25 protein-coding genes are annotated in these 26,632 nt (G+C 72.0%); 8 read left to right on the top strand and 17 right to left on the bottom strand.

Going from position 1 to position 26,632, the window contains the following annotated elements:
- Positions 1-41: 41 nt before the first annotated feature.
- Both OHO83_RS05975 and OHO83_RS05980 read right to left on the bottom strand, forming a co-directional pair.
- A complete protein-coding gene (locus OHO83_RS05975; protein ID WP_266678135.1) occupies positions 42-1,544 on the bottom strand; it encodes an APC family permease in 1,503 nt (500 codons plus the stop codon).
- Positions 1,541-2,857: an amidohydrolase family protein gene (locus tag OHO83_RS05980; protein WP_266678133.1), complete on the bottom strand. Its 1,317-nt coding sequence runs from the start codon at positions 2,855-2,857 to the stop codon at positions 1,541-1,543. Before OHO83_RS05980 ends, OHO83_RS05975 begins: the two co-directional genes overlap by 4 nt.
- Positions 2,858-3,073: 216 nt before the next feature.
- Between OHO83_RS05980 and OHO83_RS05985 the strand changes: the two genes are divergently transcribed.
- Entirely contained in the window at positions 3,074-3,775 is a 702-nt protein-coding gene (locus tag OHO83_RS05985; protein WP_266678131.1) for a GntR family transcriptional regulator, read from the top strand.
- Positions 3,776-3,859: 84 nt separating this feature from the next.
- Here OHO83_RS05985 and OHO83_RS05990 read toward each other — a convergent pair whose 3' ends face one another.
- The gene (locus OHO83_RS05990) at positions 3,860-4,138 is read right to left on the bottom strand and encodes a hypothetical protein (protein ID WP_266678129.1); all 279 of its coding nucleotides are present in this window, start codon (positions 4,136-4,138) and stop codon (positions 3,860-3,862) included.
- Positions 4,139-4,157: 19 nt separating this feature from the next.
- On the bottom strand, positions 4,158-5,519 hold the full coding sequence (locus tag OHO83_RS05995; RefSeq protein WP_266678127.1) for an MFS transporter: 1,362 nt from the start codon (positions 5,517-5,519) through the stop codon (positions 4,158-4,160).
- Between the two features lie 166 nt (positions 5,520-5,685).
- On the opposite strand from OHO83_RS05995, the gene OHO83_RS06000 reads away from it, so the two are divergent.
- The gene (locus OHO83_RS06000; RefSeq protein ID WP_329432413.1) at positions 5,686-6,447 is read left to right on the top strand and encodes a FadR/GntR family transcriptional regulator; all 762 of its coding nucleotides are present in this window, start codon (positions 5,686-5,688) and stop codon (positions 6,445-6,447) included.
- Between the two features lie 157 nt (positions 6,448-6,604).
- Positions 6,605-7,981 carry a pyridoxal phosphate-dependent decarboxylase family protein gene (locus OHO83_RS06005; RefSeq protein ID WP_266678123.1) on the top strand — a complete coding sequence of 459 codons (1,377 nt, stop codon included), beginning with the start codon at positions 6,605-6,607 and terminating at the stop codon, positions 7,979-7,981.
- A gap of 74 nt (positions 7,982-8,055) precedes the next feature.
- On the opposite strand, the gene OHO83_RS06010 is transcribed toward OHO83_RS06005, so the two are convergent.
- Positions 8,056-9,621 (bottom strand): flavin-containing monooxygenase, encoded by a 1,566-nt coding sequence (locus OHO83_RS06010; protein ID WP_266678121.1) that lies wholly within the window; start codon positions 9,619-9,621, stop codon positions 8,056-8,058.
- Between the two features lie 70 nt (positions 9,622-9,691).
- Between OHO83_RS06010 and OHO83_RS06015 the strand changes: the two genes are divergently transcribed.
- From OHO83_RS06015 to OHO83_RS06035, 5 genes are all read left to right on the top strand, one after another.
- On the top strand, positions 9,692-10,711 hold the full coding sequence (locus OHO83_RS06015) for an AraC family transcriptional regulator (RefSeq protein WP_266678119.1): 1,020 nt from the start codon (positions 9,692-9,694) through the stop codon (positions 10,709-10,711).
- Positions 10,712-10,839: 128 nt separating this feature from the next.
- Entirely contained in the window at positions 10,840-11,397 is a 558-nt protein-coding gene (locus tag OHO83_RS06020; RefSeq protein ID WP_266678117.1) for a hypothetical protein, read from the top strand.
- A gap of 51 nt (positions 11,398-11,448) precedes the next feature.
- A complete protein-coding gene (locus OHO83_RS06025) occupies positions 11,449-12,264 on the top strand; it encodes a dienelactone hydrolase family protein (protein WP_266678115.1) in 816 nt (271 codons plus the stop codon).
- 93 nt (positions 12,265-12,357) lie between these two features.
- Positions 12,358-12,717, top strand: coding sequence for a DUF779 domain-containing protein (locus tag OHO83_RS06030; protein ID WP_266678113.1), 360 nt, complete (start codon positions 12,358-12,360; stop codon positions 12,715-12,717).
- Between the two features lie 74 nt (positions 12,718-12,791).
- Positions 12,792-14,024, top strand: coding sequence for a phosphodiester glycosidase family protein (locus OHO83_RS06035; protein ID WP_266678111.1), 1,233 nt, complete (start codon positions 12,792-12,794; stop codon positions 14,022-14,024).
- Between the two features lie 10 nt (positions 14,025-14,034).
- On the opposite strand, the gene galE is transcribed toward OHO83_RS06035, so the two are convergent.
- The 12 genes from galE to OHO83_RS06095 all read right to left on the bottom strand — a co-directional run bounded on the left by galE (position 14,035) and on the right by OHO83_RS06095 (position 26,528).
- On the bottom strand, positions 14,035-15,030 hold the full coding sequence (gene galE, locus OHO83_RS06040) for a UDP-glucose 4-epimerase GalE (protein ID WP_266678109.1): 996 nt from the start codon (positions 15,028-15,030) through the stop codon (positions 14,035-14,037).
- Positions 15,031-15,110: 80 nt separating this feature from the next.
- Positions 15,111-16,682 carry a hypothetical protein gene (locus OHO83_RS06045; protein WP_266678107.1) on the bottom strand — a complete coding sequence of 524 codons (1,572 nt, stop codon included), beginning with the start codon at positions 16,680-16,682 and terminating at the stop codon, positions 15,111-15,113.
- Positions 16,683-16,782: 100 nt separating this feature from the next.
- Positions 16,783-16,977, bottom strand: coding sequence for a hypothetical protein (locus OHO83_RS06050; protein WP_116505884.1), 195 nt, complete (start codon positions 16,975-16,977; stop codon positions 16,783-16,785).
- 116 nt (positions 16,978-17,093) lie between these two features.
- Positions 17,094-17,951 carry a phosphatidylinositol-specific phospholipase C/glycerophosphodiester phosphodiesterase family protein gene (locus tag OHO83_RS06055; RefSeq protein ID WP_266678104.1) on the bottom strand — a complete coding sequence of 286 codons (858 nt, stop codon included), beginning with the start codon at positions 17,949-17,951 and terminating at the stop codon, positions 17,094-17,096.
- A 164-nt stretch (positions 17,952-18,115) separates the two neighbouring features.
- Entirely contained in the window at positions 18,116-18,781 is a 666-nt protein-coding gene (locus OHO83_RS06060) for an ABC transporter ATP-binding protein (protein ID WP_266678102.1), read from the bottom strand.
- Positions 18,774-19,742 carry an ABC transporter ATP-binding protein gene (locus OHO83_RS06065; RefSeq protein ID WP_405634070.1) on the bottom strand — a complete coding sequence of 323 codons (969 nt, stop codon included), beginning with the start codon at positions 19,740-19,742 and terminating at the stop codon, positions 18,774-18,776. Before OHO83_RS06065 ends, OHO83_RS06060 begins: the two co-directional genes overlap by 8 nt.
- On the bottom strand, positions 19,739-20,605 hold the full coding sequence (locus tag OHO83_RS06070; RefSeq protein WP_266678100.1) for an ABC transporter permease: 867 nt from the start codon (positions 20,603-20,605) through the stop codon (positions 19,739-19,741). The genes OHO83_RS06065 and OHO83_RS06070 overlap by 4 nt, the downstream gene beginning before the upstream one ends.
- Complete coding sequence (locus tag OHO83_RS06075; protein WP_266680174.1) at positions 20,598-21,563, bottom strand: ABC transporter permease; 966 nt, start codon at positions 21,561-21,563, stop codon at positions 20,598-20,600. Before OHO83_RS06075 ends, OHO83_RS06070 begins: the two co-directional genes overlap by 8 nt.
- A gap of 23 nt (positions 21,564-21,586) precedes the next feature.
- The gene (locus OHO83_RS06080; protein WP_266678098.1) at positions 21,587-23,188 is read right to left on the bottom strand and encodes an ABC transporter substrate-binding protein; all 1,602 of its coding nucleotides are present in this window, start codon (positions 23,186-23,188) and stop codon (positions 21,587-21,589) included.
- Positions 23,189-23,281: 93 nt separating this feature from the next.
- Positions 23,282-24,373 carry an acyl-CoA dehydrogenase family protein gene (locus OHO83_RS06085; RefSeq protein WP_266678096.1) on the bottom strand — a complete coding sequence of 364 codons (1,092 nt, stop codon included), beginning with the start codon at positions 24,371-24,373 and terminating at the stop codon, positions 23,282-23,284.
- The gene (locus OHO83_RS06090; protein WP_266678094.1) at positions 24,370-25,557 is read right to left on the bottom strand and encodes an acyl-CoA dehydrogenase family protein; all 1,188 of its coding nucleotides are present in this window, start codon (positions 25,555-25,557) and stop codon (positions 24,370-24,372) included. Before OHO83_RS06090 ends, OHO83_RS06085 begins: the two co-directional genes overlap by 4 nt.
- Positions 25,554-26,528: an NADPH:quinone oxidoreductase family protein gene (locus tag OHO83_RS06095; protein WP_266678092.1), complete on the bottom strand. Its 975-nt coding sequence runs from the start codon at positions 26,526-26,528 to the stop codon at positions 25,554-25,556. The genes OHO83_RS06090 and OHO83_RS06095 overlap by 4 nt, the downstream gene beginning before the upstream one ends.
- Positions 26,529-26,632: the final 104 nt, after the last annotated feature.

Below are 26,632 nucleotides of genomic sequence, written 5' to 3' on the forward strand. Positions count from 1 at the left end.
GGCGCACCGTCCGCGTACCTCGCCGCCGGGAGCCACGGGTCTCAGTCCCTTTCGACGTCGATGTTGGTCAGCCGGGCGTAGCGCTGCGGGTCGCGGCTCCGGATGCGCAGAGCGATGCAGATGCCTGCCGCGAGGACCACGGGCAGGGGTGCCAGGAGGACGGCGTTCACCGTCCCGGAGGCGCCCGTCAGAAGGTCGAAGTGGAGCACCGCCAGGACGGTGAGGAGCGCGAGACCGGCGAACGCGATCAGCGGGGACCAGACCACCCGGGCGGCCGACATGCCCCGTCGGTCCCGGCGGAAGAAGGCCCACACGGCGAGGGCCGCGAGGGCCTGCATGACCATGATGCCGAGGACGGCGATGCTGTTGGTCCAGATCAGGACCTGGGAGAACGGGTCGGCGGCCAGCACCGCGCCGACGACGATCACCAGGAGGTTGAAGACGGTCTGCGCGCTCACCGCGATGCCCGGAGAGCCGTGCCGGGCGGAGACGACGCCCAGTCGACGCGGCAGTAGTCCTTCGCGTCCGAGGGCGTACAGGTAGCGCGCGGCGGCGTTGTGGAAGGCGAGGGTGGCCGCGAAGGCGCTCACGATGACGAGGGCGTGCATGGTGTCGGCCAGCCAGGCACCCACGTACAACTCGCCTGCCTTGAAGGTGAGTTCGGGGCCGGCCGCGGCGCGGGCCATGGCGACCGCCTTGTCCGTGCCGAACGCGCCCATGATGAGCCAGGCGCCGACGGAGTAGAACAGGGCGAGGAACCCGATGGCGATGAAGGTGGCACGCGGGACGGTGCGGCTGGGTTCGCGTGCCTCCTCCGCGTAGATGGCGGTGGCCTCGAAGCCCGTGAAGGCACCGATCACGATGACGAACATGCCCGCGATCCCGCCGGTGGCGAGCGTGCTCGGGTCGAAGGAGTGCGCGTCGAGCGCTGCCGTGCCCCGGTGGCCGAGGATGCCGCCGTCCATGATGAGCAGGGTCAGCACCTCGAGGATCAATGCGACGCCGAGGACCTTGGCGCTGAGGGTCACTCGGAGCCAGCCGAGCACGCCGACGGCGAGGACGCAGATCCCGGAGAGCACCCACCAGGGGATGTCGGCTCCGGTCGCGTCGTGCACCGACCCGGCCGCGAAGTAGCCGAAGGCCGCCGCGACTCCGGGGGTGATGAGGTTGTACGACACGACGGCGACGTAGGCGATACCGACGCCGAGGGTGCGGCCGAGGCCGCGGGCCACGTAGGCGTAGAAGGCTCCGGCGTTGCGGACGTACAGGCTCATGGCCGTGAAGCCCGCGGCGAAGAGGACGAGCAACGCTCCTGAGATCAGGTAGCCGAGCGGGGCGCCGGGGCCGCCGATGGCGATGGCGACGGGCGCCACGCCGGCGAGCACGGTGAGCGGCGCGGCGGCTGCCACGACGAAGAAGACGAGGTCGAAGGTGCCGATCTGTCCGGAGGAGAGACCTCCGTCGGCGCCCCGCCCGGCCTCGCCGGGTTCGGGTCTGCCGGCGGCTGCTGCGGCGGGTTCGGCGGTGGACTGCTGGATGCTCATCGCTCCCCCTGAAGGGCAGAGGCGTCGCCGCCCGTTACGGAAATGGCGGCGAAGTCGGGGTAGTCGGTCTCGGGTGCGGGTCCCACGACCCGTCCGCCGTGCAGGACCAAGAGGCGTCGGGGGTGGGCCGCGACCGCTTCCGGTACGCCGCCCGCCGCGATCACGACGAGGTCCGCGCGGCAGCCGGGGGCGAGGCCGTAGTCGGTGAGGCCGAGTGCCGCGGCAGCCTCGTCGGTGATCATCGAGGCCGCGTGGCGCAGTTCCGCGTCGCTCATCAGGTCACCCTGGAGGCCGATGACGGTGGCGCGTTCGAGCATGTCGGCGGTGCCGTAGGGCCACCAGGTGTCACGGATGTTGTCCGAGCCGGCGAAGACGCGCACGCCGTGGTCGCGCAGGCGCAGCACGGGCGGCATGGAGTGGCGGGGACCGTTGGTCATGATCGCCACTCCGGCCGTGGCCAGGGCGGTGGCGGTGCGGTCGAGTTCCGTGGCGTCGACGTCTCCGAGGGCGTAGGCGTGGCTGACGGTGACGGTGCCGTTGAGGCCGAGAGCGGCCGTGCGCTGCGCGATGTCCCGTAGCTGCCGGGTGCCGGTCACGCCTCCGTCGTGCAGGTGGATGTCGATACCCGCGCCATGGCGCTCGGCCAGGCCGAAGACGATGTCGAGCTGGCCGTCCACGTCTGCGTCGAAGCCCGCCGGATCGAGGCCGCCGATCAGGTCGGCGCCCTCCGAGAGTGCGGCGTCGAGGAGGTCGGCGACGCCGGGCGCGGTGACCACGCCGCTCTGCGGGAACGCGACGATCTGGATCCCCAGCCGGTCGCGGAACTTCTCCCGCACCTCGGCCAGCGCGTGCAGGCCGTCCAGGCGCACGTCCGGGTCGATGTCGACGTGCGACCGCACATGGCCGGTACCGAGGGACACCATGCGGTGCGCAAGGGCCGTGGCCCGGTCGGCCACGGGTACGCCGGCGGAGGCGCGCAGGGCCCGTTCCTTCGCGATGTGTTCGCGCAGCGTGGCCGAGGTGAGGTGCGGCTGCCAGGGCGCGCCGAGCAGTGTCTTGTCCAGGTGGGCGTGTCCGTCGACGAGCGCCGGCAGGACGAGAGCGCCCCCGAGGTCGATGCCGCCGGGGCCGGCGGCGGGCCCTCGGCCGGTGTCGGGCCGGTCGGCCCTGTCGGCCTTGTCGGGCTGGTCGACCAAAGCCGTGACCCGGCCGTCCGCGAGGTGGATGTCGGCACGTCGGCCGTCGGGCAGCGTGGCGTTCCTGAGGACCTCGGGGGCGAGCGGGATCGACGGGGTGTCGGCGGGATGCGACACGACTTCCTCCAACTGTTCGTTCGGTGCCCGGCACGACTGACCAGCCGGTGGCGAATCCGGCGGAACGCTGCTGGTGAGCGGCGGGCACCGACAAGCTAACTGGTATACCAAATACCAGGCAATGGTCTGTGGGATCTTGTTTTCGCGGTCTGCGATGATCAGGAGCACCCCCGGGAGCGGCCACGGCCGCTCCCGCTCGCCACTGGAGAGGACTCGATGACCACCCGCGCTGACCGCCGCCCCACGATCGGTGAGAGCCACCAGTCCCTGAGAGAACGGGTCTACGTGGAACTCCGCGAGCGGATCATCGAGGGGACGTTCCCGGCCGGCATGCGACTGGTGGAGCGCGAACTGGCGGACCAGCTGGGTGTCTCCCGCATCCCCTTGAGGGAAGCCATGCAGCGGCTCGAACGGGAGGGGTTCCTGACCGTGCAGGCCAGGCGCGGCTCCGTGGTCACGAACTTCGGCGCGCAGGACGCGACGTACCTCTTCGACGTCCGCGAGAACCTCGAAGGCCTGGCGGCGGGGCTCGCCGCGCGCCACGCCACGAACGCTCAACTGCGCACGATGGAACGCCTGTTGGCACGCAGCCGTAAGTCCTCCGACGCGGGGCGGCTGCGCCAGGCCGTGGCCCACAACGCGGACTTCCACCAGCAGATCGTCGAGGCGTCGGGCAACCCGCTCCTTCAGGAACTGATGGCGCCCCTCGACGCGCGGCTGCGCCGGCTCTTCCGGCTGACCTCCGAACTCAACGACGGCGATCCGATGTGCGGGGAGCACGAGCGCCTCTACGAGGCGATCCACGACCGCGACGCGGCCCGCGCGGAGGAGCTGGCCCGCCACCACGTGGCGGGCACCCGCGACTCGGCGCTGCGCTACTTCTCCGACGCGGCGACGCGGCTCTCCGACGGGAGCTGAGCGGCGGGAGAAGCGGGGACACACGGCCCCGGCTCACCAGTGCCCCGCTCACCCACGCCCGCTCCCGGCTCACCCGCGCCCCGCTCACCCGCTCCCGCCGTCCGGGCGGCTCCCGCCGCTCCCTCTACCCCGCCACCCCCGCTGCTCCCGCCCGAGAAGCAACCCTGTACCCGGTTCCGTCAGGCGGTCCGCCAGGTCCGGGCGTTCGCCGGGGCTTCTCGTCGTGACGGCGTCGCCGATCACAGCGAGGACCACGCATACGACGATCCCGGCCTCGGTCACGTCGAGCCCGGGTGTCAGGTCGTCGAGGATGCGCACCCACAGGGCGAGTTCCCGCAAGCCCCGGACAACGATCAGGGGCACGCCATCCCGCTCCTACGGATCAGCTCTTCGCGGCTCGGCGCTCCTCGGAGTCCCGCGCCGCCTCCGGCTCCGCCTGCGCCAGAGGCGCCTGCCGGAACGCGGCGAGACAGACCGCGCTGACCAGCGCCATGGCACCGAAGGCAATGGCCACGGGGGTCCATGAATTCCCGGCGGCGCTGAACAGCCAGGTGGCCGCCGCCGGGGCCAGCGTGCCGATGAGCCCCGCCGTCTGGTAGCTCATGGACAGACCCGTGTAGCGCGCCCGAGGAGCGAACCAGCCGGATATGAGCGTGCCGATCGAGGCGTACGCGATGGTGCTGGCGAGCATCGGCAGGCACATCGCGAGCCAGAGTCCGGGCACGGAACGAGTGTCGGCGAGCCAGAACATCGGGAAGGCCACGACGAGGTGCAACAGGATGCCGGTCAGCGTCACGCGGCGCAGCCCCAGGCGGTCGGCGACCAGCGCCGCCAGCGGGGTGCACACGATGACGACGACGGAGGCGGCGGTGCCGGCACCCGCCACCTGCGAGTCGGTGAAGCCGAGTTCGGTGACGGCGTACGTCGACATGAAGGTGACGACCACGTAGTAGCCGCCGACGGTGATGAGGAAGGCGCCCGAGGCGAGCAGCCAGGTCTTCCAGGCGTCGCGGACGACGGCGACGAGCGGCGCAGCCTGCTTCTCCTCGGCGGCCTCGGCCCGGCGCGCCGCCTCGAACTCGGGCGACTCCTCGATGGAGCTGCGGATCACGAGGCCGACCAGGACCAGGACGGCGGACAGCAGGAAGGGCAGGCGCCAGGCCCAGCCGACGAGTGCGTCGTGCCCCGCCAGTCCCGCCAGGGCGAAGACGCCGGTGGACATGAAGTAGCCGACCCCGTCGCCGACTTGAGGGAAGGAGCCGAAGAACGCCCGGCGTCGGGGCGGGGCGTGTTCGACGGCGAAGAGCACGGCGCCGCCCCACTCGCCGCCGACCGCGAGTGACTGGACCATGCGGATGAGGACGAGCAGGAGCGGCGCGGCGACGCCGATGGAGGCGTAGCCCGGGAGCAGGCCGATACAGAAGGTGGCGCCCCCCATGAGGGTCATGGACCAGATCAGAGCGCGCTTACGGCCGTAGCGGTCGCCGATGTGCCCGAACACGACCGCGCCGAGCGGGCGTCCGAGGGATCCCACGAAGAGCGTCGCGAACGACATGAGCGTGCCGAGCGCCCGGTTCATCTCGGGGAAGAACAGCTCGGGGAAGACGAGCGCGGCGGCGGTGGCATAGATGCCGAAGTCGTACCACTCGACGCTGGTGCCGATCATCGAGGCCCCGGCGACCTTCCACGGCCCGGATCGGCGCCGCGCTCCCGGGTCCGTGGCGCCACCTGCGACTGTGCTCATGTGCGTACTCCTTCACGGCCAACGATTGGGTTCGCAATGGACCCAAAAACGTGGGGGCGACGCTAAGGCGCTCATCAGGGGCTGTCAATAGGGTTCGCGTCAAGTCCAATATCATGGCCATCCGGGGCATGACGGGACGCGCGTGACCCGCGAGCTGGGAGGGCCCGTGAGCAACAGCGAGAGTCGTGACGAATGGACGACCGGAACGCGCCAGGCGGCATCGCACGCCGTGGTGGCCGAGGCGCTCCGGCAGCGCATCGCGCTCGGCGGCTTCGGACCGGGCGACCGGCTGCCCACCGAGCGGGAGCTGTCCGCCGCCTTCGGGGTGGGGCGCAACACCGTCAGGCAGGCGGTGCGTGAGCTGGCCGACGAAGGCCTGGTCACGACCACGTTGGGCCGCAACGGCGGCACCCGCGTGGCACCCACCCGGCCCGGCAGGGACGGTTCACGGGCCGCGACCACCGCGACGATCCGGGCCTCGCTGCGCGACTACATGGAGTACCGGCTGGCGATCGAGCCGTACGCGGCGCGCCTCGCCGCCGAGCGCGGGGCGGGCGCGGCCCGCCGCGAACTCGTGGCGATGCTCGCCACCGACGTCGCCGACCTCGGCGAGTACCACCGCTGCGACACCGCGTTCCACCTCGGCATCGCGACCGCCGGCGGCAACGAGGTGCTCGCGGAGGCGGTGACGCGGGCCCGCGCCGAGATGTTCGTGGGCGGCAACGCGCTGTGGCTCGGATCCGACTGGAGCCGTGTGTATCCGGCGGAGCGGGACTTCGGCTCCGCGTTCCGGGAGGAACACGAGGCCATCGCGCTCGCCGTGCTGTCCGGCGACGGGGACGCGGCCGAGGCGCGGATGCGGGATCACCTGCACGACTCACACCGCCAATTCCTGGCGCTGCTGGACCAGTTCGCCGCGCAGGACTGACCGCGGGCACACTCCCGCGCCCCGCACGGGCGGACCCGACACCCGATCCACGTGCGTCCGTCGATTGACGCGCGCCCTTGGCGACGCCTACTCTCCGAAATGGGTCCAGCTGAGACCCAAAAGGCAATTCCGCAGCGCGCGACAGGAGAGACGCCCCGTGCACTCTTACGACGAGGACCTCACTCAGCAGGTCATGGACCACCTGCTGCACCGACTCCGGCTCGACCCGCCGCCGCTCGGCCGCCTCGGCGACCACCAGGAACTGACCCTGGCGCTCAAGGACGCGATCGGACGCGCCCCGCAGTCCCCCGCCGACGTGCTGCGCACCTACACCGACTCCCTCGAGCCCACGGTCGTCTCGTGCGACCACCCGGCCTTCCTCGCGTTCATACCCGGCGCCCCCACGAAGGCCGCCGCGCTGTTCGACATGGTGCTCTCGGCGTCCTCGCTGCACGGCGTCTCCTGGCTGGAGGCGTCCGGCGCGGTCGCGGCGGAGAACCAGGTGCTGCGGCTGTTCGCCGACCTGGCCGGGCTGCCCGCGGCCGCCGGCGGCTGCTTCGTGAGCGGCGGCTCCGCCGGCAACCTCTCCGCCCTCGTCGTCGCCCGGGACACCGGCCGCCACCGCCGCGGCCTGGACGAGCGCGCTCCGGTCCGCATCGCGGTCAGCGACCAGGTCCACTCCTCGGTCGGCAACACGCTGCGCATCCTCGGCGTCGAGCCCCTCGTGGTGCCCACCTCCGACCACCGCCTCACGGGCGAAGCCCTGCGCGCCGCTCTGGACGCCGCCGAGCGGGACGGCGGCGCGCCCGTCGTCGCCGCCGTGGCGACCGCGGGCACCACCAACGCCGGCATCATCGACGACCTCGAGGGTGTCACCGAGCAGACCCGCGCCCGCGACCTGTGGCTGCACATCGACGCCGCGTACGGCGGCGCTGCACTGTTCGTCCCGGAGCTGCGCGAGCGGCTGCGCGGCATCGAGCACGCCGACTCGCTCGTCGTCGACCCGCACAAGTGGATGTTCGCGCCCTTCGACTGCGGCGCGCTGCTCTACCGCGACCCGAAGCTGGCCCGCGCGGTCCACACCCAGGACGCCTCGTATCTCGACGCCATCCACGGGGCGGACGGCGCCGACGACGAGACCGAGTGGAACCCGAGCGACTACGCGTACCACCTCACGCGCCGCCCCCGCGGTCTGCCGCTGTGGTTCTCGCTGGCCGTGCACGGCACCGACGCCTACCGCGACGCCGTCGCCCGGGGCGCGGACATCGCGCGTCGCACCGCCCGCCTCGTCGAGCGGACCGAGGGTCTGGAGCTGCTGCGCGAACCCGAATTGACGGTGGTCCTCGTGCGTCGCACCGGCTGGCGGCCGGAGGACTACTACGCCTGGTCCAAGAGGCTGCTCGCCTCGGGCACCGCCTTCGTCACCCCGAGCGTCTGGGAGGGCGAGACGGTCGCCCGCCTCGCCTTCCTCCACCCGGACATCACCGAGGAGACCGTCCGCGCCATCCTCGACTCGCTCGTCGACGAGGGGTAGTTCCAGCGCGAGGCCGCACGGCGGCGCGGCGCGTCACCGTGCCGTACAGGGGTCGGCACGCGGACAGCGACGCGTCACCCTGCCGTCGCCGCCGCCTCGACCGGCTCCTCGCCCATGCGGCCGCGGGCCGCGCGGACCGTGGACCCCGGGGTGGGGGCCAGCGTCCGGTGCAGGTTGGTGCGCAGGGTCGACGCGGCGTCGAGCACGTAGTTCTGCCGGACCTTCCACGGGCTGCGGTCGCCCTGCCGGGGGAACGCGTCGATGGAGCGCTGCACGTATCCGGAGGCGAGGTCGAGCAGCGGGCGCTCGTTCAGGGCGCCCGTCGGCCTCGGCTCCACCGCCGCGTAGTCGTGGCGGCGCATGTGGTTGAGCACCTTGCACACCAGCCGGGACGTGAGGTCGGCGCGCAGCGTCCAGGAGGCGTTGGTGTAGCCGATGCACACCGCGAAGTTGGGGACGCCGGTCATCATCGCGCCACGCCACACGAACTGCCGGTTCAGGGGGACGAGTTCACCGTCGACACGTGGCGCGATCCCGCCGAAGGCGAGAAGCTTGAGGCCGGTCGCGGACACGATGACGTCGGCCTGCACGACGCGCCCCGACTTCAGGCGGATGCCTTCGGGGACGAAACGGTCGATGTGGTCGGTGACGATCTCGGCGTCGCCCGACCTGAGGACCTTGAACAGGTCCGCGTCGGGCACCGCGCACAAACGCTGGTCCCACGGGTCGTACGACGGCGTGAGGTGCTCGTCGACCAGCCGGTCGTCCTTGACGATGCGCTTGTTGAGCCCGGTGAGCACGCGCCGTGCCACCTTCGGGCTGCGCCGGCAGAACTGGTAGACGCCGATCGCGAACAGGATGTTCTTGCCGCGCACCACGCGGTGGGCCGCTCCCGCGGGCAGGGCGGCGCGGATGCCGTCGGCGAGCCGGTCGCGCGAGGGCAGCGAGCTGATCCAGGTCGGGGAGCGCTGGAGCATGGTGACGTGGGCGGCGCTCCGCGCCATCGCGGGAACCAGCGTGACCGCGGTGGCGCCGCTGCCGATGACGACGACGCGCTTGCCCGCGTAGTCCAGGTCCTCGGGCCAGAACTGCGGGTGCACGACCGTGCCGGAGAAGGAGTCGGCGCCCTCGAACTCGGGGGTGTGCCCCTTGTCGTAGTCGTAGTAGCCCGCGCAGGAGTAGAGGAAGTCGCAGGTGACGGTGGACTGCGTGCGGTGGCCGTCCTCGTCGGTGCGCTCCAGCGTCACGGTCCAGCGCGCCGCCTTCGTCGACCAGTCGGCGGCGAGCACCTTGGTGCCGTAGCGGATCCGGCGGTCGATGCCGAACTCGGCCGCCGTCTCCTTGATGTAGCTCAGGATGGACCCGCCGTCGGCGAGCACCTTGCGGTCGCGCCAGGGCTTGAACGGGTAGCCCAACGTGAACATGTCGGAGTCCGAGCGCACGCCCGGGTAGCGGAACAGGTCCCAGGTCCCGCCCATGGACTGCCGCGCCTCGACGATCGCGTACGAGCGTTCCGGGCACTCGGTCTGGAGCCGGTACGCGGCGCCGACACCGGACAGGCCGGCGCCCACGATCACCACGTCGATGTGCTCGGCCGGGGCCCCGGAGCCGGCGGTGCTGGAGTCTGCGGTGTGCGTCATGTTTCCCAGTGTCGGGAAGCACACCCCTCAGGAATTGACTTGGCGCGACAGATCTTTGACCCTGGGCGACATGTCCGTGATCAGATCGGCGGGGCTGCGCGGCTTTCGCGCCACGGTGGCGGAGCTCGGCGGAGACGCCGACTCGTACGCCCGGCAGGCCGGTTGCCCACCGGCCGCGCTCGACGTGGACGACCTCCTGGTGCCGGAGGAGGCGATGGCGACGGTGCTCGAACTCGCCGCCGCGGACCTCGGCTGCGCCGACCTGGGGCTGCGCATCGCCGCCCGGCAGGACCTGGGCATGCTCGGCGCCCTGGCCCTCGCCATCCAGAACTCCGACACCCTCGGCGACGCCCTGGAATGCACGACCCGCTACCTCTTCGTCCACGCCCGCTCGGTGAATCTCAGCCTCGAACCCGATCCGTACGGCACTCCGGGGATGGCCGCGCTGCGCTACGGCGTGCGCGAGGGGGTCGTGGCACCGCCGCAGGGCATCGACCTCTCCCTCGGCTTCATACACCGCGCCATCGGATATCTGGTCGGCCCGTACGGACTGGGCTCCGTGGAACTCCCCCACCCCCTGCTCGCCCCGCTGTCCGTGTACGAGGACTTCTTCGGCGTACCCGTCAAGGCCGACCGCCCCGAGGCGCTGCTGCGCGTCCCCCTGAGCCTGGCCAACCGGTCGCTCGGCGGCAGCAACTCACATCTGCGCCACCTCGCGCTCGCCTACCTCGACGAGCAGCTGCCGAGGGAGCCGGCGGACGTCGTGGGCAGTGTCCGGGCCGTCGTCGAGCAGTCGCTCGGCACGTCGTCGCCCGGGATCGGGGCCGTCGCCGGCCTGCTCAACGTCCATCCGCGCACCCTCCAGCGGCGGCTGCGCGCCGCGGGCACGACGTTCGCCGAGGTCATCGACGAGGAGCGCCGCACCGCCGCCCACCGCTACCTCACCGGCACCGACCTCCCCCTCGGGCAGGTCGCCCTGCTCCTCGGCCTCTCCGAGCAGTCGGCCCTCAACCGCTGCTGCCGACGCTGGTGGGGCGCCACACCCCGCGCCGTACGCCTGGGCCGGCAGGAACAACCGACGGACCGGTGAGCTGGCCCCGGACGCGTCCGCCGACGCGAGCCTTGGGCCGACTGCCCCACCGCGCCGCCCCTTACCACCCCGTCCCGCTTACGGTGCTTTACGGGGATCATCCGGCCGTGAGGACGTAGGGAGTGCGCATGCGGCGTCTCACGTGGGCGCGGGCCGCACTGGCGGTCGTCCTGGGGAGCGTCCTCGTCGCCGGGCCGCAGCCACCCGCCGCCCGGGCCGAGAGCCGCCGCGCGGAGTGCGGCACCGACGCCTACCCGTGCGCCGGGGTGAACTGGCTGTACGAGTACAACTTCAGCCTCGGGCTGCATCCGTTCACCACCCCGCACGACATCCGGTCCCAGCTCACGCAGCACTTCTGGCTGTTCCCCGTGGCCGGCACCGGCTGCCGGGGGCCGGTCCGGCAGGGCGATCGGTGTGCGCTGGTGGGCGACAACCCCGTGTCCGTCGAGCGCGTGGGGCGTACCTACTTCCAGATCACCACGCTGCCGGGCCACAGCCTCGGGGACGGTCTCCACATCCGGTTCTCCTTCTCGCGGACCCTCGGCATGCATTTCCTGACCGTGCGCGCCTGGTACGACGAGGCGACGACCTGCACCAACGGCTGCGGCATGGTGAGCGGGCTGTTCGCCCTGGCGGTGTGGCAGGTCCTTTCGGACACCCTGAAGATCTCGGCGTTCGCCGCGTGAGATCGTGGGCCACGCCCGCTCGTTGCTCACTGGAGTCCAAGGAGAAACGTCGTGACCGGATCGGCACCGACCTCTGATCTCACCGGCTGGCAGAAGGCACCGTTCACGGGCGCCGGGCTCACCTACGACGTGTACGAGAAGGGCAGCGGCCCCGGTGTCGTGCTGATCCCGGAGATCCCCGGCATCACGCCCGCCGTGCTCGGCCTCGGCGACCATCTGGTGGCACAGGGGTTCACGGTCGCGATCCCGTCCCCGTTCGGCGAGCCGGGCCGCGAGGAGTCCGTCGGCTACGCGCTCAAGACCGTGGCCCGGCTCTGCGTCGCCTCCGAGTTCCGCGCCTTCGCCACGAACGCGCGACGGCCGATCGCCGACTATCTGCGCGCGCTGGCCCGCGACCTGGCCGCGCGCACACCGGGTCCCGGGGTCGGTGTCATCGGCATGTGCTTCACCGGAGGCTTCGCTCTCGCGGCCGCGGTGGACGACGTCGTGCTCGCGCCCGTGCTCAGCCAGCCGTCGGTCCCGTTCGCGGTCAGCGGGGCGCGGCGCGTCGACCCGGGCCTGTCCCGCGCCGAGTTCGACACGGTCGTCAGCCGCACCAAGGAGTCCGGCCTGTGCGTGCTCGGCCTGCGCTTCAGCGAGGACAGGGCGGTGCCCGGCCAGCGGTTCCGCACGCTGCGCGAGCACCTCGGCGACGCGTTCGAGGTCATCGAACTGGACTCGTCCCCGGGCAACGCGGGCGGCTTCGCCAAGTCCGCGCACGCGGTGCTCACCGCGGAGGTGCGCGAGGAGCCGGGCAACCCTGCGCTCGCCGCCCGCGAACGCGTCGTGTCCTTCCTGCGCGAACGGCTGGTCCCCGAGGATTCTTAGATCCCGGGGCCCTGGCACGGGGCGCAACCTTCCTGCAACGTAGCGGGGAGTTGACTGTGACCCCGCGACACCGTCCTACGGAAGGAGCCCGCCGTGAGTGACGAGGCCCCGCGTGTGGAGCTGACCCCTGCGGCCGCCGATCTGCTGCGGCGGCTGCGCACGGCCCACGGACCCCTGATGTTCCATCAGTCCGGCGGCTGCTGCGACGGCAGTGCTCCCATGTGCTACCCGGCGGGCGAGTTCCGCACGGGCGGCAGCGACGTGCGGCTCGCGTCCCTGACCGTGGAGGGCGTCGCGGAGCCGGTCGCGTTCTGGATGTCGAAGAGCCAGTTCGAGGTGTGGAGCCACACCCGGCTGATCGTCGACGTGGTCGAGGGCCGTGGAAGCGGCTTCTCCCTGGAAGCACCCGAAGGTGTACGTTTCCTGATCCGTTCCCGGCTGGTCGGCACCTAGCCATCGACGTGCCCCTCCGCGTCTGGTGAACTCCCCTGTGACAGGGGTGAGTTACACGGACAGCAGGGGGTCACGTGAGACATCGCGACGGACGCTACAGATCGGCGCTGGCGGCCTGTGCCGCATTCGGCGCGCTGGCCGGCACCGTTCTCGCCGGGGCCGCGCCGGCCAGTGGCGCGGAGGGCGGCGGCACGGTGATCGCCCCGGGCGTCACGTACGAGGAGTTCGACATCCCCGCGGCGAAGGGACTCACGCACGCCCATGTGCTGAGCGTCGACCTGCGCAATGCGCGAGTGCGGGTCGATCTGCTGCACCCGGACGCCGTCGGCGGCCGGGCCACCGTCTCCTCGCTGGCCGACGCGAGCGGCGCGGTCGGCGGCGTCAACGGCGACTTCTTCAACATCACCGAGTCCCAGCACCCCGGCGTGGAGGCCACCGGCGCCTCCGTCGGTCCGGCCGTCGCGAGCGGCCGGACGCTCAAGTCCGCCGTGCCGGACGGCCAGCGCTTCGGCCCCGCGCTCCCGCCCGGCACCACCACCGAGGACGTGTTCGGCGTGGGCGTGGACCGCCGGGTCCGTCTCGACCGCATGACCCTCGAAGGGTCGGTGGACGCCGACGGGCGACGGCTGCCGCTCGGCGGCCTCAACCAGTACGCCCTGCCGGTCGGTTCGGTCGGCGCGTTCACCTCCGACTGGGGCGCCGTGTCGCGGGTGCGCGCCACCTGCGGCACCGACACGAACCGGGCCGCGCCGTGCAGCACGGACACGTACGAGGTGACGGTGCGCCACGGCCGCGTCGTGTCATCGGCCGACACTCCCGGCAGCGGGCCCGTGACCTCCGGCACCACCGTCCTCGTCGGGCGCGAGGCGGGCGCGCAGGAGCTGCGGAAGCTGTCCGAGGGCGACCGCGTCCGGATCACGCACCGCCTGGTGGCGGCGACGTCACATGTTCCCTACCAGTTCGCGGTCGGCGGCTACCCCGTGCTGCGGGACGGCGCACCGCTGCCCGGCCTCGACGGCAGGACGGCCGCGGTCCGTACCGCCGCGGGCGCCACGGCCGACGGCCGCCGCCTGTACCTCCTGGCCCTCGACGGGGCCCCGCAGTACCGCACGGGCCTGACCATCGCGGAAGTCGCCGACGCCATGCGCGGGTTGGGCGCGGACGACGCGTTCAGCCTGGACGGCGGCGGCTCGTCGACCCTGGTCACCAGAGACCCGGGCGCCTCGACGACGACCGTGAGGAACCACCCGACGGACCCCCCGGAGCGGGCCGTCGCGAACGGGATCGGGGTCTTCTCGCGGCGCTGACCGCCGCGCCCTACCCGGCCAGGATCTCGCCCCGGAGTGCCGTCCATCGAAGGGAGTCACGGATGCCGTCGGCGACCGAGTACCGGGGCTGCCACCCGAGCAGCTCCTTCGCCCGGTCGCTGCGCGTATGGGCCCCCACGACGTCACCGGGCCGGCGCTCGGTGTCGACGGAGGCGATCGGCGCGTCCGTCACACTGTTGAAGGCGTCGAGGAGTTCACGCACGGTGGTGCCCGTGCCGGTGCCGAGGTTGACGGCGGTGGAGGTGGTCGCCCCGGCGAGGAGGGTGTCGAAGGTCCGCAGGGCGGCCACATGGGCGGTGGCCAGGTCCCAGACATGCACGTAGTCCCGGATCCCGGAGCCGTCGCGGGTCGGGTAGTCGGTGCCGGTGACGCGGAAGGGCACGCCGTCCTCCTGGGCCAGGATCATCTGGCCCAGGGCGTGGCTGGGGCGCGGCAGTTGCAGGCCCGTGCGCATCTTGGGGTCGGCGCCGATCGGGTTGAAGTAGCGCAAAGACAGTACGCGCAGGGGCCGGGTGGCGGCGATGTCGGCGAACATCGCCTCGCACACGGCCTTGGTGCGGGCGTAGGGGCTCAGTGGCTCGACGGCGGACTCCTCGTCCACGGTCAGGTCGTCGTTCGCGCGGTAGATCGAGGCCGAGGAGCTGAAGATCAGGCGGCGGCAGCCGTTGCGCAGGAGATGGCCGACGAAGTCGAGGCTCTTCGCCACGTTCGCCTCGTAGTAGCCCACCGGATCCGCGACCGAGTCCGGCACCACGATCAGGGCCGCGCACTGGATGACCGCGTCGATGTCCGGATGTTCGGCGAAGACGCGGTCCACGAGCGTGCCGTCCGCGATGTCACCCTCGTAGAACACACGCCCTTCGGTGAACTCCCGCCTCCCCGTCACCAGGCTGTCGAGGATGACCGGGGTGATCCCCGTGTCCAGGCAGGCCGAGGCGATCGTGCTTCCGATGAATCCGGCGCCTCCGGCGATCAATACCTTCACAGCGAGCTCCTCCGTCGACCGATACGTTCGGTTCTGTTGGATTCTGTTGAGAAGAGCCTACTCGGAGCCCGCCGCGCCTCTCATCCGCCGTCCCGCACCGCCACCAGTCCGTTGAAGACCCCCACGTACGCCGTGCCGTCCGGGCCGAGTGTGACCGGGGCCCAGTTGTTGTCGTAGGCGATTCCCGTGCCCGCCAGTTGCTTCCAGCGGGGCTCGCCCGTGCGGAAGTCGACCGCAGTGAGGTACCAGGCGTCTACGCCAAGGGAGTTGGGGTCCTTCGTGTAGAAGTACAGAAGGCCGTTCGCGGTGGAGAGTTTGGGGACCGTGGAGGGGGAACGGACCTTGCTCTCCCACACCGTGTCGCAGCCCGAGCCGTCCTTGCGTACGTCGACGCGGGTGACTCCGCCGACCACGGAGCGGCCGAAGGTGAGCGAGGTGATGTTCTCGTATCCGTAGTTGTTCTCGACGACGAGGCTGTTGCCGTAGCTGATCAGGGAGTTGTCGGTCGTGGAGGCACCGGAGCCGAAGACGGGGACCTTGCAGACGAGACGCCGGTCGTCGGGGACGTCGCGGCCGCGGCGGTAGACCAGGATGTTCATGCGGTCGTCGGCGTTGTCGGTGATCGCGACGTAGTCCTCGCCCGCGCCGAACAGGTCGGGCGTGGTGCCCGAACCCTGGTTCACCGAGCCGGGCTTGGTGCCCGTGCCGCGGTCGTACGTCTGGCGCCACACAGCCTCGGGAGTGCCGTCCGCCGCCGCTTCGAAGCTGTAGAGCGCATGGTCGGAGACGATCGAGACACCGTCCTCGGCCACCGAGAAGGAGTTCTGGATCTCCTCCCCCGGCAGCTGGACGGACTTGATGGTGCCGACTGCCGGATCGACCGTGCCGACGCGCCCCTGCCGTGTCACCCACCAGATGCGCCCCTGCCAGTCGGGCATCACCGAGGTCACCGGGTCGCACGTGCCGCTCGGGTAGAGGTTCGTCCAGCTCACGCAGTCGTGCGGCACCTGTCCCGTCAGGTCCCAGTCGTCGGTCACGCGGAAGCGCCAACTGCCGTCCGCCGACTGCTCGTGCGCGAGCCTGACGATGTGCTGCCGCGAGTCGGCGAGCACGAGCCGGTCCTCGTTGTCGAGGTACGAGTAGGCGCCGCCGGAGGTGTCCTTGAAGATCTTCGAGAAGTCGAGCCGGGTGATGGCCTCGACGGTGGACGGGCGCTGCGGGAGCTTGTACTCGGCGAGGGTCTCGAGGGTCCGAGGGTCGAGCAGCTTCACGAGGAAGCCGGTGAACGTGCCGCAGACGGTGACGATGCGGCCGTCCTTGTCGAAGGTCACCGTCGCGCATTCGCCGCCGAGCGCGGCCATCTTCTCGCTGCTCACCGTGGGCGTGTTTCCCAGCGGCCCGCTCCAGGGGTACGTGCCGCTGCCGGCCGCGTCCGCGTGCATGCCGCTGCGGCCGTTCGCCGCGAGATACGGGTGCTGCGGCGGCGCCTGCCCCAGCACGGGACGCGCCTCGGCGGGTGCGCCCGCGTACTGCTCGACGAGCCGGTGACCGGGCGCCTTGGGGATGCCGTCGGCCTGGGCGGGGTACGCGACGCCGGCCGCGGCGATCGTCATGGTCAGGGCGAGGGCACGGCTCAGGGCTCTGCTCGTCATGGCGCGAAGCTAGGGCGCCACCCTTGAAGTGTCCATGCACATAGGGGTGTTGTTCATGAACCCGAAACGATCACTCGTCTCGTGGGCCGGCGCGGAACGATCACGGATGCAGGCTGCTCACGATCCCCGCCGTCGCCGTCAGGCCGTTCTGCAGCGTGGGCGCCATGCTCGTGCCGGCCAGCAGGAATCCCAGCAGCACGCAGACCATCGCGTGGGAGATCTTCATCGCGCCGTTGCGCAGGAAGACCACCGCCAGGATCAGAAGCAGCAGCACGACCGAAATCGACAGGGACATCGCCGAACCTCCTCCGCCACGCCAACACCGCGGCTTTCGGCCGCAAGTGTGGCGTAGCGAAGGCTGCGCCCGGGCGAGTGACGTGTCCCCCGAACGAGTGATGTGGCGGTGGACGCCTACTTCTCGTGGGCTTCGAGGAACGCTTCGAGACCCGCGAGGTCGTCCGTGTTGAGGTGGTCCACGCCGGCGGCGAGCAGCTCGCCCCACACGGCGTCGCGCTCGGGTCCCGCCACGTCGGGCGTGGCCCAGAAGCGGACGCGGCGGCCCTCCCGGTGGGCGGCCGACACGGTGGAGCGCAGCTTCTCGCGCTCGGCGGCCGGGATCGGTCCCGCGCCCTGCCAGGTGAAGTTGTTCGCCCAGTTGTCACTGATGAGCGGGGTGAAGGAGGCGGGCGCGGCGGCGCCGAGGTCGGTGAGGCGGCCGTCGTAGAACGCGCTGCGCACCCGCTGCTGCTCCATGGGCTCGCGGGCGGCGCGGTCCCCTGAGATCACGGCGGTCACCGCGCCCGTGCGGACCCTGCCGTGAGCGTAGGTGGTGAACAGGTTCCGGTAGCCGCGCAGTTGGCGGTCGAGTTCGAGGTAGGTGGCCGCGCCCTCGGTCTTGATGTCGACGAGGAGCTGGAGCGGCGTGCGATAGCCCCGGTACACGGAGCCGCGGTTGGCCCTGACGCGGGCTGCCAGCGGTTCCAGGTAGAGCGCCGCGAGGGTGCGCTTCGGGTCGAGGTCGACCGGGTCATGAGCCACGAGGAGCTGACCGTCGACGAGGTAGATGTCCGCCTCGACGCTGGCGAAGCGGTGGTCGAGGGCGTCGAGGAGAGGCCGGGGGTGCTCGTAGTCGTTGTGCGCGTGGGCGCGCGGCAGGGGGCGGGGGCCACGGCCCCGCTCCGTCGCCTGCGCGTACCCGGGCACGGCGACGGTCGCGGCGACCGCCGCGGCGAGGGTGGTGAGGGCTCTGCGGCGAGTGAGGTGGGCCATGTGTTCCTCCCGGGGAGTGCCGTACGGGGCCTCAGCGAGTATGAGGTCCCGTAGGTGTCAATGGGCATGCCCGTGGCGGGAGTTGGCCGGACCTGCATGCCGTGTTCATCTGCCCGCTCAGGGTGAACGGCGGGCTGCCGGGCGGGTGCCGGCCCCGCCCTCGCTCACCTGCCGTCTCCGGCGGAGCCCAGCGCGTCCCACTCCACCGTCCGGCCGCACCAGCGCTCCAGCAGGCGCCGGTCGTGGCCCACCGCCAGCAGTCCCGCGCCCGTCTCGGCGCGATAGGCCTCCACGACGCCCACCAGGGCGGCCGTCGTGGACGCGTCGAGCATCGCCGTCATCTCGTCGCAGATCAGCCAGCGGGGGCGCAGGGCCAGGGCGCGTGCGAGGCAGGCGCGTTGCAGCTGGCCGTCGCTGACCTCGTGGGGGCGTCGTGACAGGAGGCCGGTGCCCAGGCCGACGCTCGCGGCCAGCTCGCCGACACGATCGTCCGGTTTCAGGGTGGCGGCCCGCAGCGGTTCGGCGATGAGGTCGGCGAGGCGCAGCCGTGGGTCGGCCGACAGGCGCGGCTGCTGGAAGACCACGCCGAACGCGGTGCGCTGCTCGCGGGGCGCGCGGTGGCGCCAGCCACGGGCCGGTTCCCCGTCGATGACGACGCGGCCGGAGTCGGGGCGGTGGAGCAGGGCCGCGACGCGGGCGAGCGTGGACTTGCCGCAGCCGCTGGGCCCGAGCAGTCCGACGGCCTCTCCGGTGGCGATCGTCAGGCCGGCGTTCCGCACGACGGGGTTGCCGCGCTCGTAACCCGCGGTGACGGAGATCAGTTCAAGCACGTGGCGCCTCCAGCGGGACGGTCGCGGGATGGTGACAGGCCACGCCGTCCGTGAGTGCGGGGCGGGTCCCGCAGACGCCGGTGGCGCGGTCGCAGCGCGCGGCGAACGCGCAGCCCGCCGGGAGCGCGCCCAGTTCGGGCGGCATCCCGGGGACGGGCGTGAACTCCCGCTCCGGCAGGGCGTCGAGGAGTCCGCGGGCGTACGGGTGCCGGGGCCCGGGGGTGCCGAAGAAGTCGGCGGCGTCGGCGAGTTCGACGATGCGGCTCGCGTACATCACGGCCACGCGGTCGGCGATCCGCTCGGCCGCCTCGAGGTCGTGCGTGATGAGCAGGAGCGCGCGCTCCGAACCGATGTGGCGGCGCAGTTCGTCGACGGTGCGCTCCACGAGGTCGCGGTCGAGTCCGGTCGTGGGTTCGTCGGCGATGAGCAGGGGCGCGTCGCCGACCAGGGCCAGCGCGGTCGCGGCCCGCTGGGCGAGCCCGCCGGAGAGTTCGTGCGGGTGCCGGTCGAGATGCCCGACGGGGAACGCGGCGCGCTCCGCCGCCTCCTCGGCGGCGGCCCGCAGTCGTGGACCGCGCCGCACACCGTTCAACTCACGTACGACTTCCTCCAGTTGGGAGCGGACCGTCCGTACGGGTGTGAGGTGCGCGGCGGGGCTCTGCGGTACGAGGCCTACGCGGCGGCCGCGGACCGTGCGGGCCAGGGTGCGCTCGTCGGCGGCGAGCAGGTCGAGGCCGCCGAGGAACGCGGAACCGGCGGTCTCCGCGTTGCCCGGCACGAGCCCGAGGAGGGCCGACGCGAGCACCGACTTGCCGCAGCCGCTCTCGCCGACGAGGGCCAGGCACTCGCCGGCCGCGAGGTCGAGGCGTGCGCCGCTGACGGCCTGCACGTACGCGCCGTCACGCATCCGGAAGCGTATGGACACGTCCTCTACGGACAGCACGGGTTGAGGCCCGGTCACAGCATGAGCTCCGATCGGCGGCGCGGGTTGAGCCGTTCCCGCCAAGCGCCCGCGAGGCCCGCGATCGCCAGGGTCGGCACGATGATGAACAGGCCGGGGAAGAGCGTCGGCCACCAGCCCCCGGCGAGCAGCGAGCCCCGCGCGGACTGGACGAGGGTGCCCAGGCTCGCCTGGTGCGCGGGCAGGCCGAGGCCGAGGAAGGAGAGGGCGGACTCGTGCCAGACGGCGTGCGGCACCATGAGGACGGCGGCGAGCGCGGCCTGCGGCAGGACGCCGGGCAGCAGGTGGCGCACGGCGATCCGCCGGCGCGACGAGCCCGCGGACACGGCCGCGTCGATGTACGGCCGTGAGCGCAGGGAGAGCACTTCGGCGCGCACGATTCGGGCCGTGGACAGCCAGTGCGTGAGTGCCACGGAGACGACGACCGGCCAGACGCCCGGCCGGAACATGGCGACGATGAAGATGCCGAGGAGCAGGTGCGGCACCGACGCGAAGACGTCCACGAGGCGCATGACGACCCGGTCCGTCCAGCCGCCGACGGCGCCCGCGAGCGCCCCCACGGCCGTGCCGATGGCGGTCGCGACGACGGCGGCGACCACCCCGACGAGGAGGGAGACGCGCAGCCCGTACACGCAGCGCAGCAGCAGGTCGCGGCCCACGTCGTCGGTGCCGAACGGGTGTGTCCACGACGGCGGTTGGAGCTTGGCGGCGAGGTCGACGGCCTGTTCGTCGAGGTGCGCGAGGGGCGGCACGACGAGGACGGCGAGGACGACCGCCGCGACGAGGACGGCGGACGTGCGCACCCGCCACGCGCGCGTGGAGCGGCGCGCGCCGCCTTGGGCGCGCCAGGTGAGCTCAGCCATCGAATCCCACTCTCGGGTCGGCGAGGCCGTACAGGAGGTCGGCGGCCAGGTTGCCGAGGAGTACGGCGAGCGTGGCGAGAACGGTCAGCGCGGCGAGCAGGGGGAAGTCCACGGATGTCGCGGCCTGCACGGTCGCCGCGGCGATCCCCGGCCAGCTGAACACGGTCTCCACCAGGAGCGCGCCGGTGATCAGTTCGGGGACGCGGGAGCCGATGAGCGTCAGCACGGGCAGCAGTCCGGACCGCAGGGCGTGGCCGATCAGGACGGTGCGCGGGGCGAGTCCGCGTGCGCGCGCCCCGCGGACGGGGTCCTCCTCGAGTGCGTCGCCGACGCCTTGGCGTACGTACAGGACGAACCAGGGCAGTTGCGAGACGGCGAGGACGGCGGCGGGGAGCACCAGGTGCGAGGCGACCTGCCCGGCCGTGATCGTGGTGCTGCCGGTGTCGGTGAGTCCGCCGGCCGGAAGCGCGCCGAGTTCGAGGGCGAACAGCCATACGGCGAGCAGGCCGAGCCAGAACGGGGGCGCTGCTTCGAGGGTGTAGGCGAGCGCGCTGACGGTCCGGTCGAGCCATCCTCCCTGGTGTCGCGCGGCGAGGACGCCGAGTGCCGTGCCGAGCAGGACGGCGGCGAGGAAGGCGGTGGCGGCGAGCAGGACGGACCAGCCGATGCGTTCGCCGAGGACGTCGGCGACGGGCTGTCGCAGTACGGAGGAGTCGCCCAGGTCGCCCCGGAGCGCGGAGGTCAGCCAGTCCCACCAGCGGGTCACGAGGGGCCGGTCGACGCCGAGGTTGGCGCGGAGCTGGTCGAGGTTGTCCTGCGAGGCGGTGAGCCCGGCCGAGCCCGCGTAGGCCTTGACGGGGTCGAAGGGGGACGCGGCGGCGATCGCGAAGACGCCGAAGGTCACGGTGGCGAGGACCGGGACGACGAACAGGATCCGCCGTCCCGTCAGGCGCGCCATCGGCCCCCAGGGGAGCCGCCGCTTCACGAGGCCGGCCGCCACTTCTCGACGTTCCACCAGGGGCCGGAGGCGAGCCCGTGGTCGTGCGGCTCGACCTGGGTGGTGAGGTCGCCGAACCGGTTGCCGACGACGTAGAGGTGGTCGATGTGGGTGAGGAAGGTGTAGCCGGGGTTCTTCACGAGTTCGCGCTGCACGGTGTCGTAGGCGGCCTTGCGCCGGTCGCGGTCGTCGGTCCTGCGGGCCGCGTCGAGCGCCTTGTCGACACGCGCGTTGTCGTACCGGGCCATGTTGTTGAAGCCGTCGCCAGCGAGGGAGGACTTGAGGAGCGTGTACTGGTCGAAGTCGGGGTCGGCCGGGGAGCCGCCGCCCGCGAGGACCGCGTCCTTGGGCATGCGCGGCTCGATGACCTCCCAGGTGCCGGACTCCACCTTGATCTGGATGCCGAGCTTCTTGGCGTCGGAGGCGTAGGCGAGGGCGTGGTCCTGGCGGAGCTTGTCGCCGGTCAGGTACCAGAGCGGGAACGAGGCGCGGACACCGTTCCTGGTCCGGATCCCGTCCTTGCCGGTCTTCCATCCCGCGGCGTCGAGGATCTTCCCGGCCTTCGCGAGGTCGTGGGTGCGCTCGGTGCCCTCGGTGAACCAGGGGCTGTCGGTCGGGACCGGGCCGTACGCCTCCTTGCCCGCGCCCTGGAGGATCGAGTCGACCATGGCCTTGCGGTCGACGCCGATGTCGAGCGCGCGCCTGACGGCGGTGTCTCCAGCGACCTTGTTGCCGGTGGGCAGGGTCACGACGCGGTAGTCGAAGGTGCGGGCGGCGTACGTCTTCTTGTCGCCGTCGCTCTTGAACGTCGCGGCGAGGTCGGGCGGCAGGACGGCGCCGTCGAGGTCTCCGGAGCGCAGCCGGGTGGCGCGCACGTCGTCGTCCTTGACGATGGCCATGGTGAAGTTCCTGACCTTCGGCTCGCCGCCCCAGTAGCGGGGGTTGGCCTCGAAGGTGAGCTTCTCACCCTTGGACCACTTCACGAGCGTGTACGGCCCCGTGCCGACCGGCTTCGTGGTGAAGTCGCCGGTGTTGACGTCCTGCTTGCCCGCTATGTGCTCGGGCGCGATGGGCAGGACGGTGCGCTCGGCGAACGGGGCGTAGGCGTACTTGAGGCGGAAGACGACGGTGTCGTCACCCTTCGCCTCGACCCTGTCGACGGCGTCGAGCTCCGTCTTGGATGCGTTGTTGGTCTTCTTGTCGAGGATCGTCTCGTAGGTGAAGACGACGTCCTTCGCCGAGAAGGGCTTCCCGTCGCTGAACCGCACGCCGTCGCGCAGCTTGTACGTGTACGTGCGGCCGTCGGCGCTCACCTTCGGCAGCGCGGCGGCGAGCGCGGGCTTCAGCTCCATGTCCGCGTCGTGGGTGAGCAGCCCGTCGAAGATCTTGGAGTTGCCGTCCTTGCCGTAGCCCAGGAGCGGGCTGAGCGTGTCCGGTTCGTAGGCGATGCCCACGACCGCGCTCGACCCCGCCCGCCCCTTGCCGCCACCGCTCGAGCCGCCGGGCGCCGAACAGGCCGCGGCGGTCACCGACAATGCGGCGACCGCCGCCACCGCTGTCGCGCCTCGTGCCGGCCTGACCACCATGCCCACCCCTATTGAAGATCAACTCTTATTGCGAACGAGTCGCAATAATGCCATCTCGTCAAGGGAAGGTAAAACCCGCCGTCGGGCCCGGTGTCAGGGCGCCCGGAGGTCGACCAGCTCGGCCAGCTCCTCCCGGTGCCTGCCCGCGGAACCCAGGGCGATCGAGTCGGCCTTGGCCCGCTTGAGATAGAGGTGGACGGGGTGCTCCCAGGTCATGCCGATGCCGCCGTGCAGCTGGAGCGCCTCCTCCGCCGCGTGGACGGCCGCGGGTCCGGCGTACGCCTGGGCGACGGCCACCGCGACATCGGCGTCGTCGCTCCCGGCGGCGAGGGTGTCCGCCGCGCTGCGGGCCGCGGCGCGGACGCCGACGACCTCCAGCCACACCTGGGCGAGCCGGTGCTTGAGCGCCTGGAACGAGCCGACGGGCCGGTTGAACTGGTGGCGCTCGCGCGTGTAGCGGACCGTTTCGGTCAAGCACCATTCGGCGAGGCCGAGTTGCTCGGACGCGAGAAGTCCCGCTCCGGCCCGCAGCGCGCGGCGGACGGCCGGAACGGCGTTGTCGGTCAGCACACGCGCGCGTGCGCCGGCGAAGGTCACCGTGGCGACGGGCCGGGTGGGATCGAGGGACGTCCGCGCCTCGACGGTGACGCCGTCACCGGTGACGTCGACCGCGTACAGACCGCTGCTCGTCGGCACGAGGAGCACATCGGCCGCCGCCGCGTCGGCGACGCCGGTGACCCGCCCCTCCAGCCGGCCACCCTCCTCGCGTACCCCGCCGAAGGCCTGACCGGGCGCGGCCGACAGGGGCACGGCGAGCGTGCCCACCGTGCGGCCCGACGCGAGCGCGCCGAGCAGCGCGGAGGCCTCGTCGCCCGCGCAGTCGAGGAGCGCCTCGGTCGCGACGACAGCGCTGGTGAGATAGGGAACGGGGGCGACAGAACGCCCCAACTCCTCAAGGACCACGGCTGCTTCACGGTGTGTCGCGCCCTGGCCGCCGAGTTCCTCGGGGATCAGCAGGCCCGCGAGCCCCATCCCCTCGGCGAGCGACTTCCACAGCGCACGGTCGTGCGGCTCGTCCGTCTCGACCCGGGCGAGCACCGACGCGGCGTCGCAGTGGGCGGCGAGGAGGCCGCGCACGGCGGACCGCAGCGCCTCTTCCTCCTCCGTGTACAGCAGATCGCTCATCGCGCGAGGTCCTTCCAGGCGACGTCCTTGTCGGTGCGCGGCTCGGACGGCAGCCCGAGGACGCGTTCGGCGACGATGTTGAGCAGGACCTCGCTCGTCCCGCCCTCGATGCTGTTGCCCTTGGCGCGCAGATAGCGGTATCCGGCGTCACGGGCCAGGAAGTCCACGACGGCCGGCCGGCGCATGGTCCAGTCGCCGTACAACAGGCCCTCTTCGCCGAGGAGTTCGATCTCCAGGCCGCTGATCTCCTGGTTGAGCCGGGCGAAACCGAGCTTCATGCCGGAGCCCTCGGGGCCCGGCTGACCCGCGACCAGTTGCTGGCGCAGGCGCTCGCCGGTGAGACGGGCGACCTCGGCCTCGACCCACAGCTTCAGGAGCCGCTGGTGCAGATCGTGGGTGCGCAGCTCGGGGCGCTCGCGCCATGTCTTCGCGACCGCGGAGATCATGCCGCCCTCGCGCGGGATGCGGGAGCCGCCGATCGACACACGCTCGTTCATCAGCGTGGTCTGCGCGACCTTCCAGCCGTCGCCGATCTCGCCGAGCCGGTGCGCGTCCGGGATGCGGACGTCGGTGAGGAACACCTCGTTGAACTCGGCCTCGCCGGTGATCTGGCGCAGCGGCCGCACCTCGACACCGGGGTCGGTCATGTCACAGATGAAGTACGTGATGCCACGGTGCTTGGGCACGTCCGGATCGGTGCGGGCGATGAGGATGGCCCAGCGGGCGGTGTGGGCGCCGGACGTCCACACCTTCTGGCCGTTGATCACCCAGTCGCCGGTGGCCTCGTCGCGCACGGCGCGGGTGCCGAGCGCCGCGAGGTCGGAGCCCGCGCCGGGCTCGCTGAACAGCTGGCACCACACCTCCTCCCCGATCCACAGCGGGCGCAGGAAGCGCTGTTTCTGCTCGTCGGTCCCGAAGCCGAGCACCGTCGGGGCGGCCATGCCGAGGCCGATGCCGATGCGGCGCGGATCGTTGTCCGGGGCGTCCGCCGCGGCCAGTTCGGCGTCCACGACGGCCTGGAGCGAGCGCGGCAGACCGAGCCCGCCGAGGCCCTGCGGGTAGTGCACCCACGAAAGACCGGCGTCGAAGCGGGCCTTCAGGAAGTCGGTACGGTCCGTGGTCGCGGGCGGATACGCGGCCAGCAACTCCTGGGTGCGGCGGCGCAGTTCGGCGGCGTCGGTCATGCGACCGCCCCCTCGTGCCCGGGCACCACGGCGACGCGGCCGGTGGTGACGCCGTCGGCGACGCGCTGCACGGCGGCCGCCGCGCCGGCCAGCGGCACGCGCTCACTGATCAGCGGCTTGATCGCGCCGCGCGCCGCGAGCTCGGTGAGCTGCTCGTGGCAGTGGGCGACCAGCTTCGGGTCCTTGGTGTTGTACAGGCCCCAGTGCAGGCCGAGGATCGCGTAGTTCTTCACCAGGGCGTGGTTGAGGGCCGGGCTGGGGATCGTGCCGCTCGCGAATCCGACGACGACGATCCGCCCCTCGAAGGCGACGACCTTCGTGGACTGCGTGTACGCCTCACCGCCGACCGGGTCGTAGATGACGTCGGCGCCCCGGCCGCCGGTGGCCTCCTTCACGGCGGCGATGACGTCCTGCGCGCGGCGGTCGACGACGACGTCGCAGCCCAGGTCGCGGGCCACCTTCACCTTCTCCTCGCCCCCGACGACGCCGATGACGGTGGCGCCGGCGGCCTTGCCGAGCTGCACCGCGGCACTGCCGACGCCGCCGGCCGCCGCGTGCACGAGGAGCGTCTCGCCCGCCTGGAGGTGCGCCCTGCGGTGCAGGCCGAACCAGCCGGTCTGGTAGCCGATGTGCAGGGCCGCGGCCTCGGCGTCGTCGAGCGCGTCGGGCGCGGGCAGCAGGGCGGCGGCGTCCGCCACGGCGTACTCGGCGAAGCCGCCGTGCGGCAGCGCCGGGTTGGCCAGGACGCGCCGGCCGTCCTCCGTCTCGCCGCAGATCTCCACGCCGGGCGTGAACGGCATGGGCGGCCGCACCTGGTACTGGCCCCGGCACATCAGTGCGTCCGGGAAGTTGATGTTCGCCGCGCGCACCCTGAGCAGGACCTGCCCGTCCCCGGGGACGGGCCGCTCGACGTCGGCGAGCTCCATCACCTCGCTCGGCTCGCCGTTCCGGTGCACTTGCCATGCCTGCATGCGGGGCCTCCACGGGACTGCTTCGTCTTACCGGGCTCGCTCGCATACTAAGCGGTCGCTTGGATATCTGGGAACAGGCCGGGGCCCTTTTTCGCGCCTGCTGC

Origin of the sequence: Streptomyces sp. NBC_00569 (assembly GCF_036345255.1) — a bacterium.
In the GTDB taxonomy this organism is placed as follows: Bacteria; Actinomycetota; Actinomycetes; order Streptomycetales; family Streptomycetaceae; genus Streptomyces.

What these genes read in the sequence shown, in the direction of transcription:
- OHO83_RS05975 (WP_266678135.1), bottom strand. Translation starts at nt 1,544, where the DNA reads ATGAGCATCCAGCAGTCCACCGCCGAACCCGCCGCAGCAGCCGCCGGC.
- OHO83_RS05985 (WP_266678131.1), top strand. Translation starts at nt 3,074, where the DNA reads ATGACCACCCGCGCTGACCGCCGCCCCACGATCGGTGAGAGCCACCAG.
- OHO83_RS05995 (WP_266678127.1), bottom strand. Translation starts at nt 5,519, where the DNA reads ATGAGCACAGTCGCAGGTGGCGCCACGGACCCGGGAGCGCGGCGCCGA.
- OHO83_RS06010 (WP_266678121.1), bottom strand. Translation starts at nt 9,621, where the DNA reads ATGACGCACACCGCAGACTCCAGCACCGCCGGCTCCGGGGCCCCGGCC.
- OHO83_RS06015 (WP_266678119.1), top strand. Translation starts at nt 9,692, where the DNA reads ATGTCCGTGATCAGATCGGCGGGGCTGCGCGGCTTTCGCGCCACGGTG.
- OHO83_RS06020 (WP_266678117.1), top strand. Translation starts at nt 10,840, where the DNA reads ATGCGGCGTCTCACGTGGGCGCGGGCCGCACTGGCGGTCGTCCTGGGG.
- OHO83_RS06045 (WP_266678107.1), bottom strand. Translation starts at nt 16,682, where the DNA reads ATGACGAGCAGAGCCCTGAGCCGTGCCCTCGCCCTGACCATGACGATC.
- OHO83_RS06050 (WP_116505884.1), bottom strand. Translation starts at nt 16,977, where the DNA reads ATGTCCCTGTCGATTTCGGTCGTGCTGCTGCTTCTGATCCTGGCGGTG.
- OHO83_RS06055 (WP_266678104.1), bottom strand. Translation starts at nt 17,951, where the DNA reads ATGGCCCACCTCACTCGCCGCAGAGCCCTCACCACCCTCGCCGCGGCG.
- OHO83_RS06070 (WP_266678100.1), bottom strand. Translation starts at nt 20,605, where the DNA reads ATGGCTGAGCTCACCTGGCGCGCCCAAGGCGGCGCGCGCCGCTCCACG.
- OHO83_RS06075 (WP_266680174.1), bottom strand. Translation starts at nt 21,563, where the DNA reads ATGGCGCGCCTGACGGGACGGCGGATCCTGTTCGTCGTCCCGGTCCTC.
- OHO83_RS06080 (WP_266678098.1), bottom strand. Translation starts at nt 23,188, where the DNA reads ATGGTGGTCAGGCCGGCACGAGGCGCGACAGCGGTGGCGGCGGTCGCC.
- OHO83_RS06085 (WP_266678096.1), bottom strand. Translation starts at nt 24,373, where the DNA reads ATGAGCGATCTGCTGTACACGGAGGAGGAAGAGGCGCTGCGGTCCGCC.
- OHO83_RS06090 (WP_266678094.1), bottom strand. Translation starts at nt 25,557, where the DNA reads ATGACCGACGCCGCCGAACTGCGCCGCCGCACCCAGGAGTTGCTGGCC.
- OHO83_RS06095 (WP_266678092.1), bottom strand. Translation starts at nt 26,528, where the DNA reads ATGCAGGCATGGCAAGTGCACCGGAACGGCGAGCCGAGCGAGGTGATG.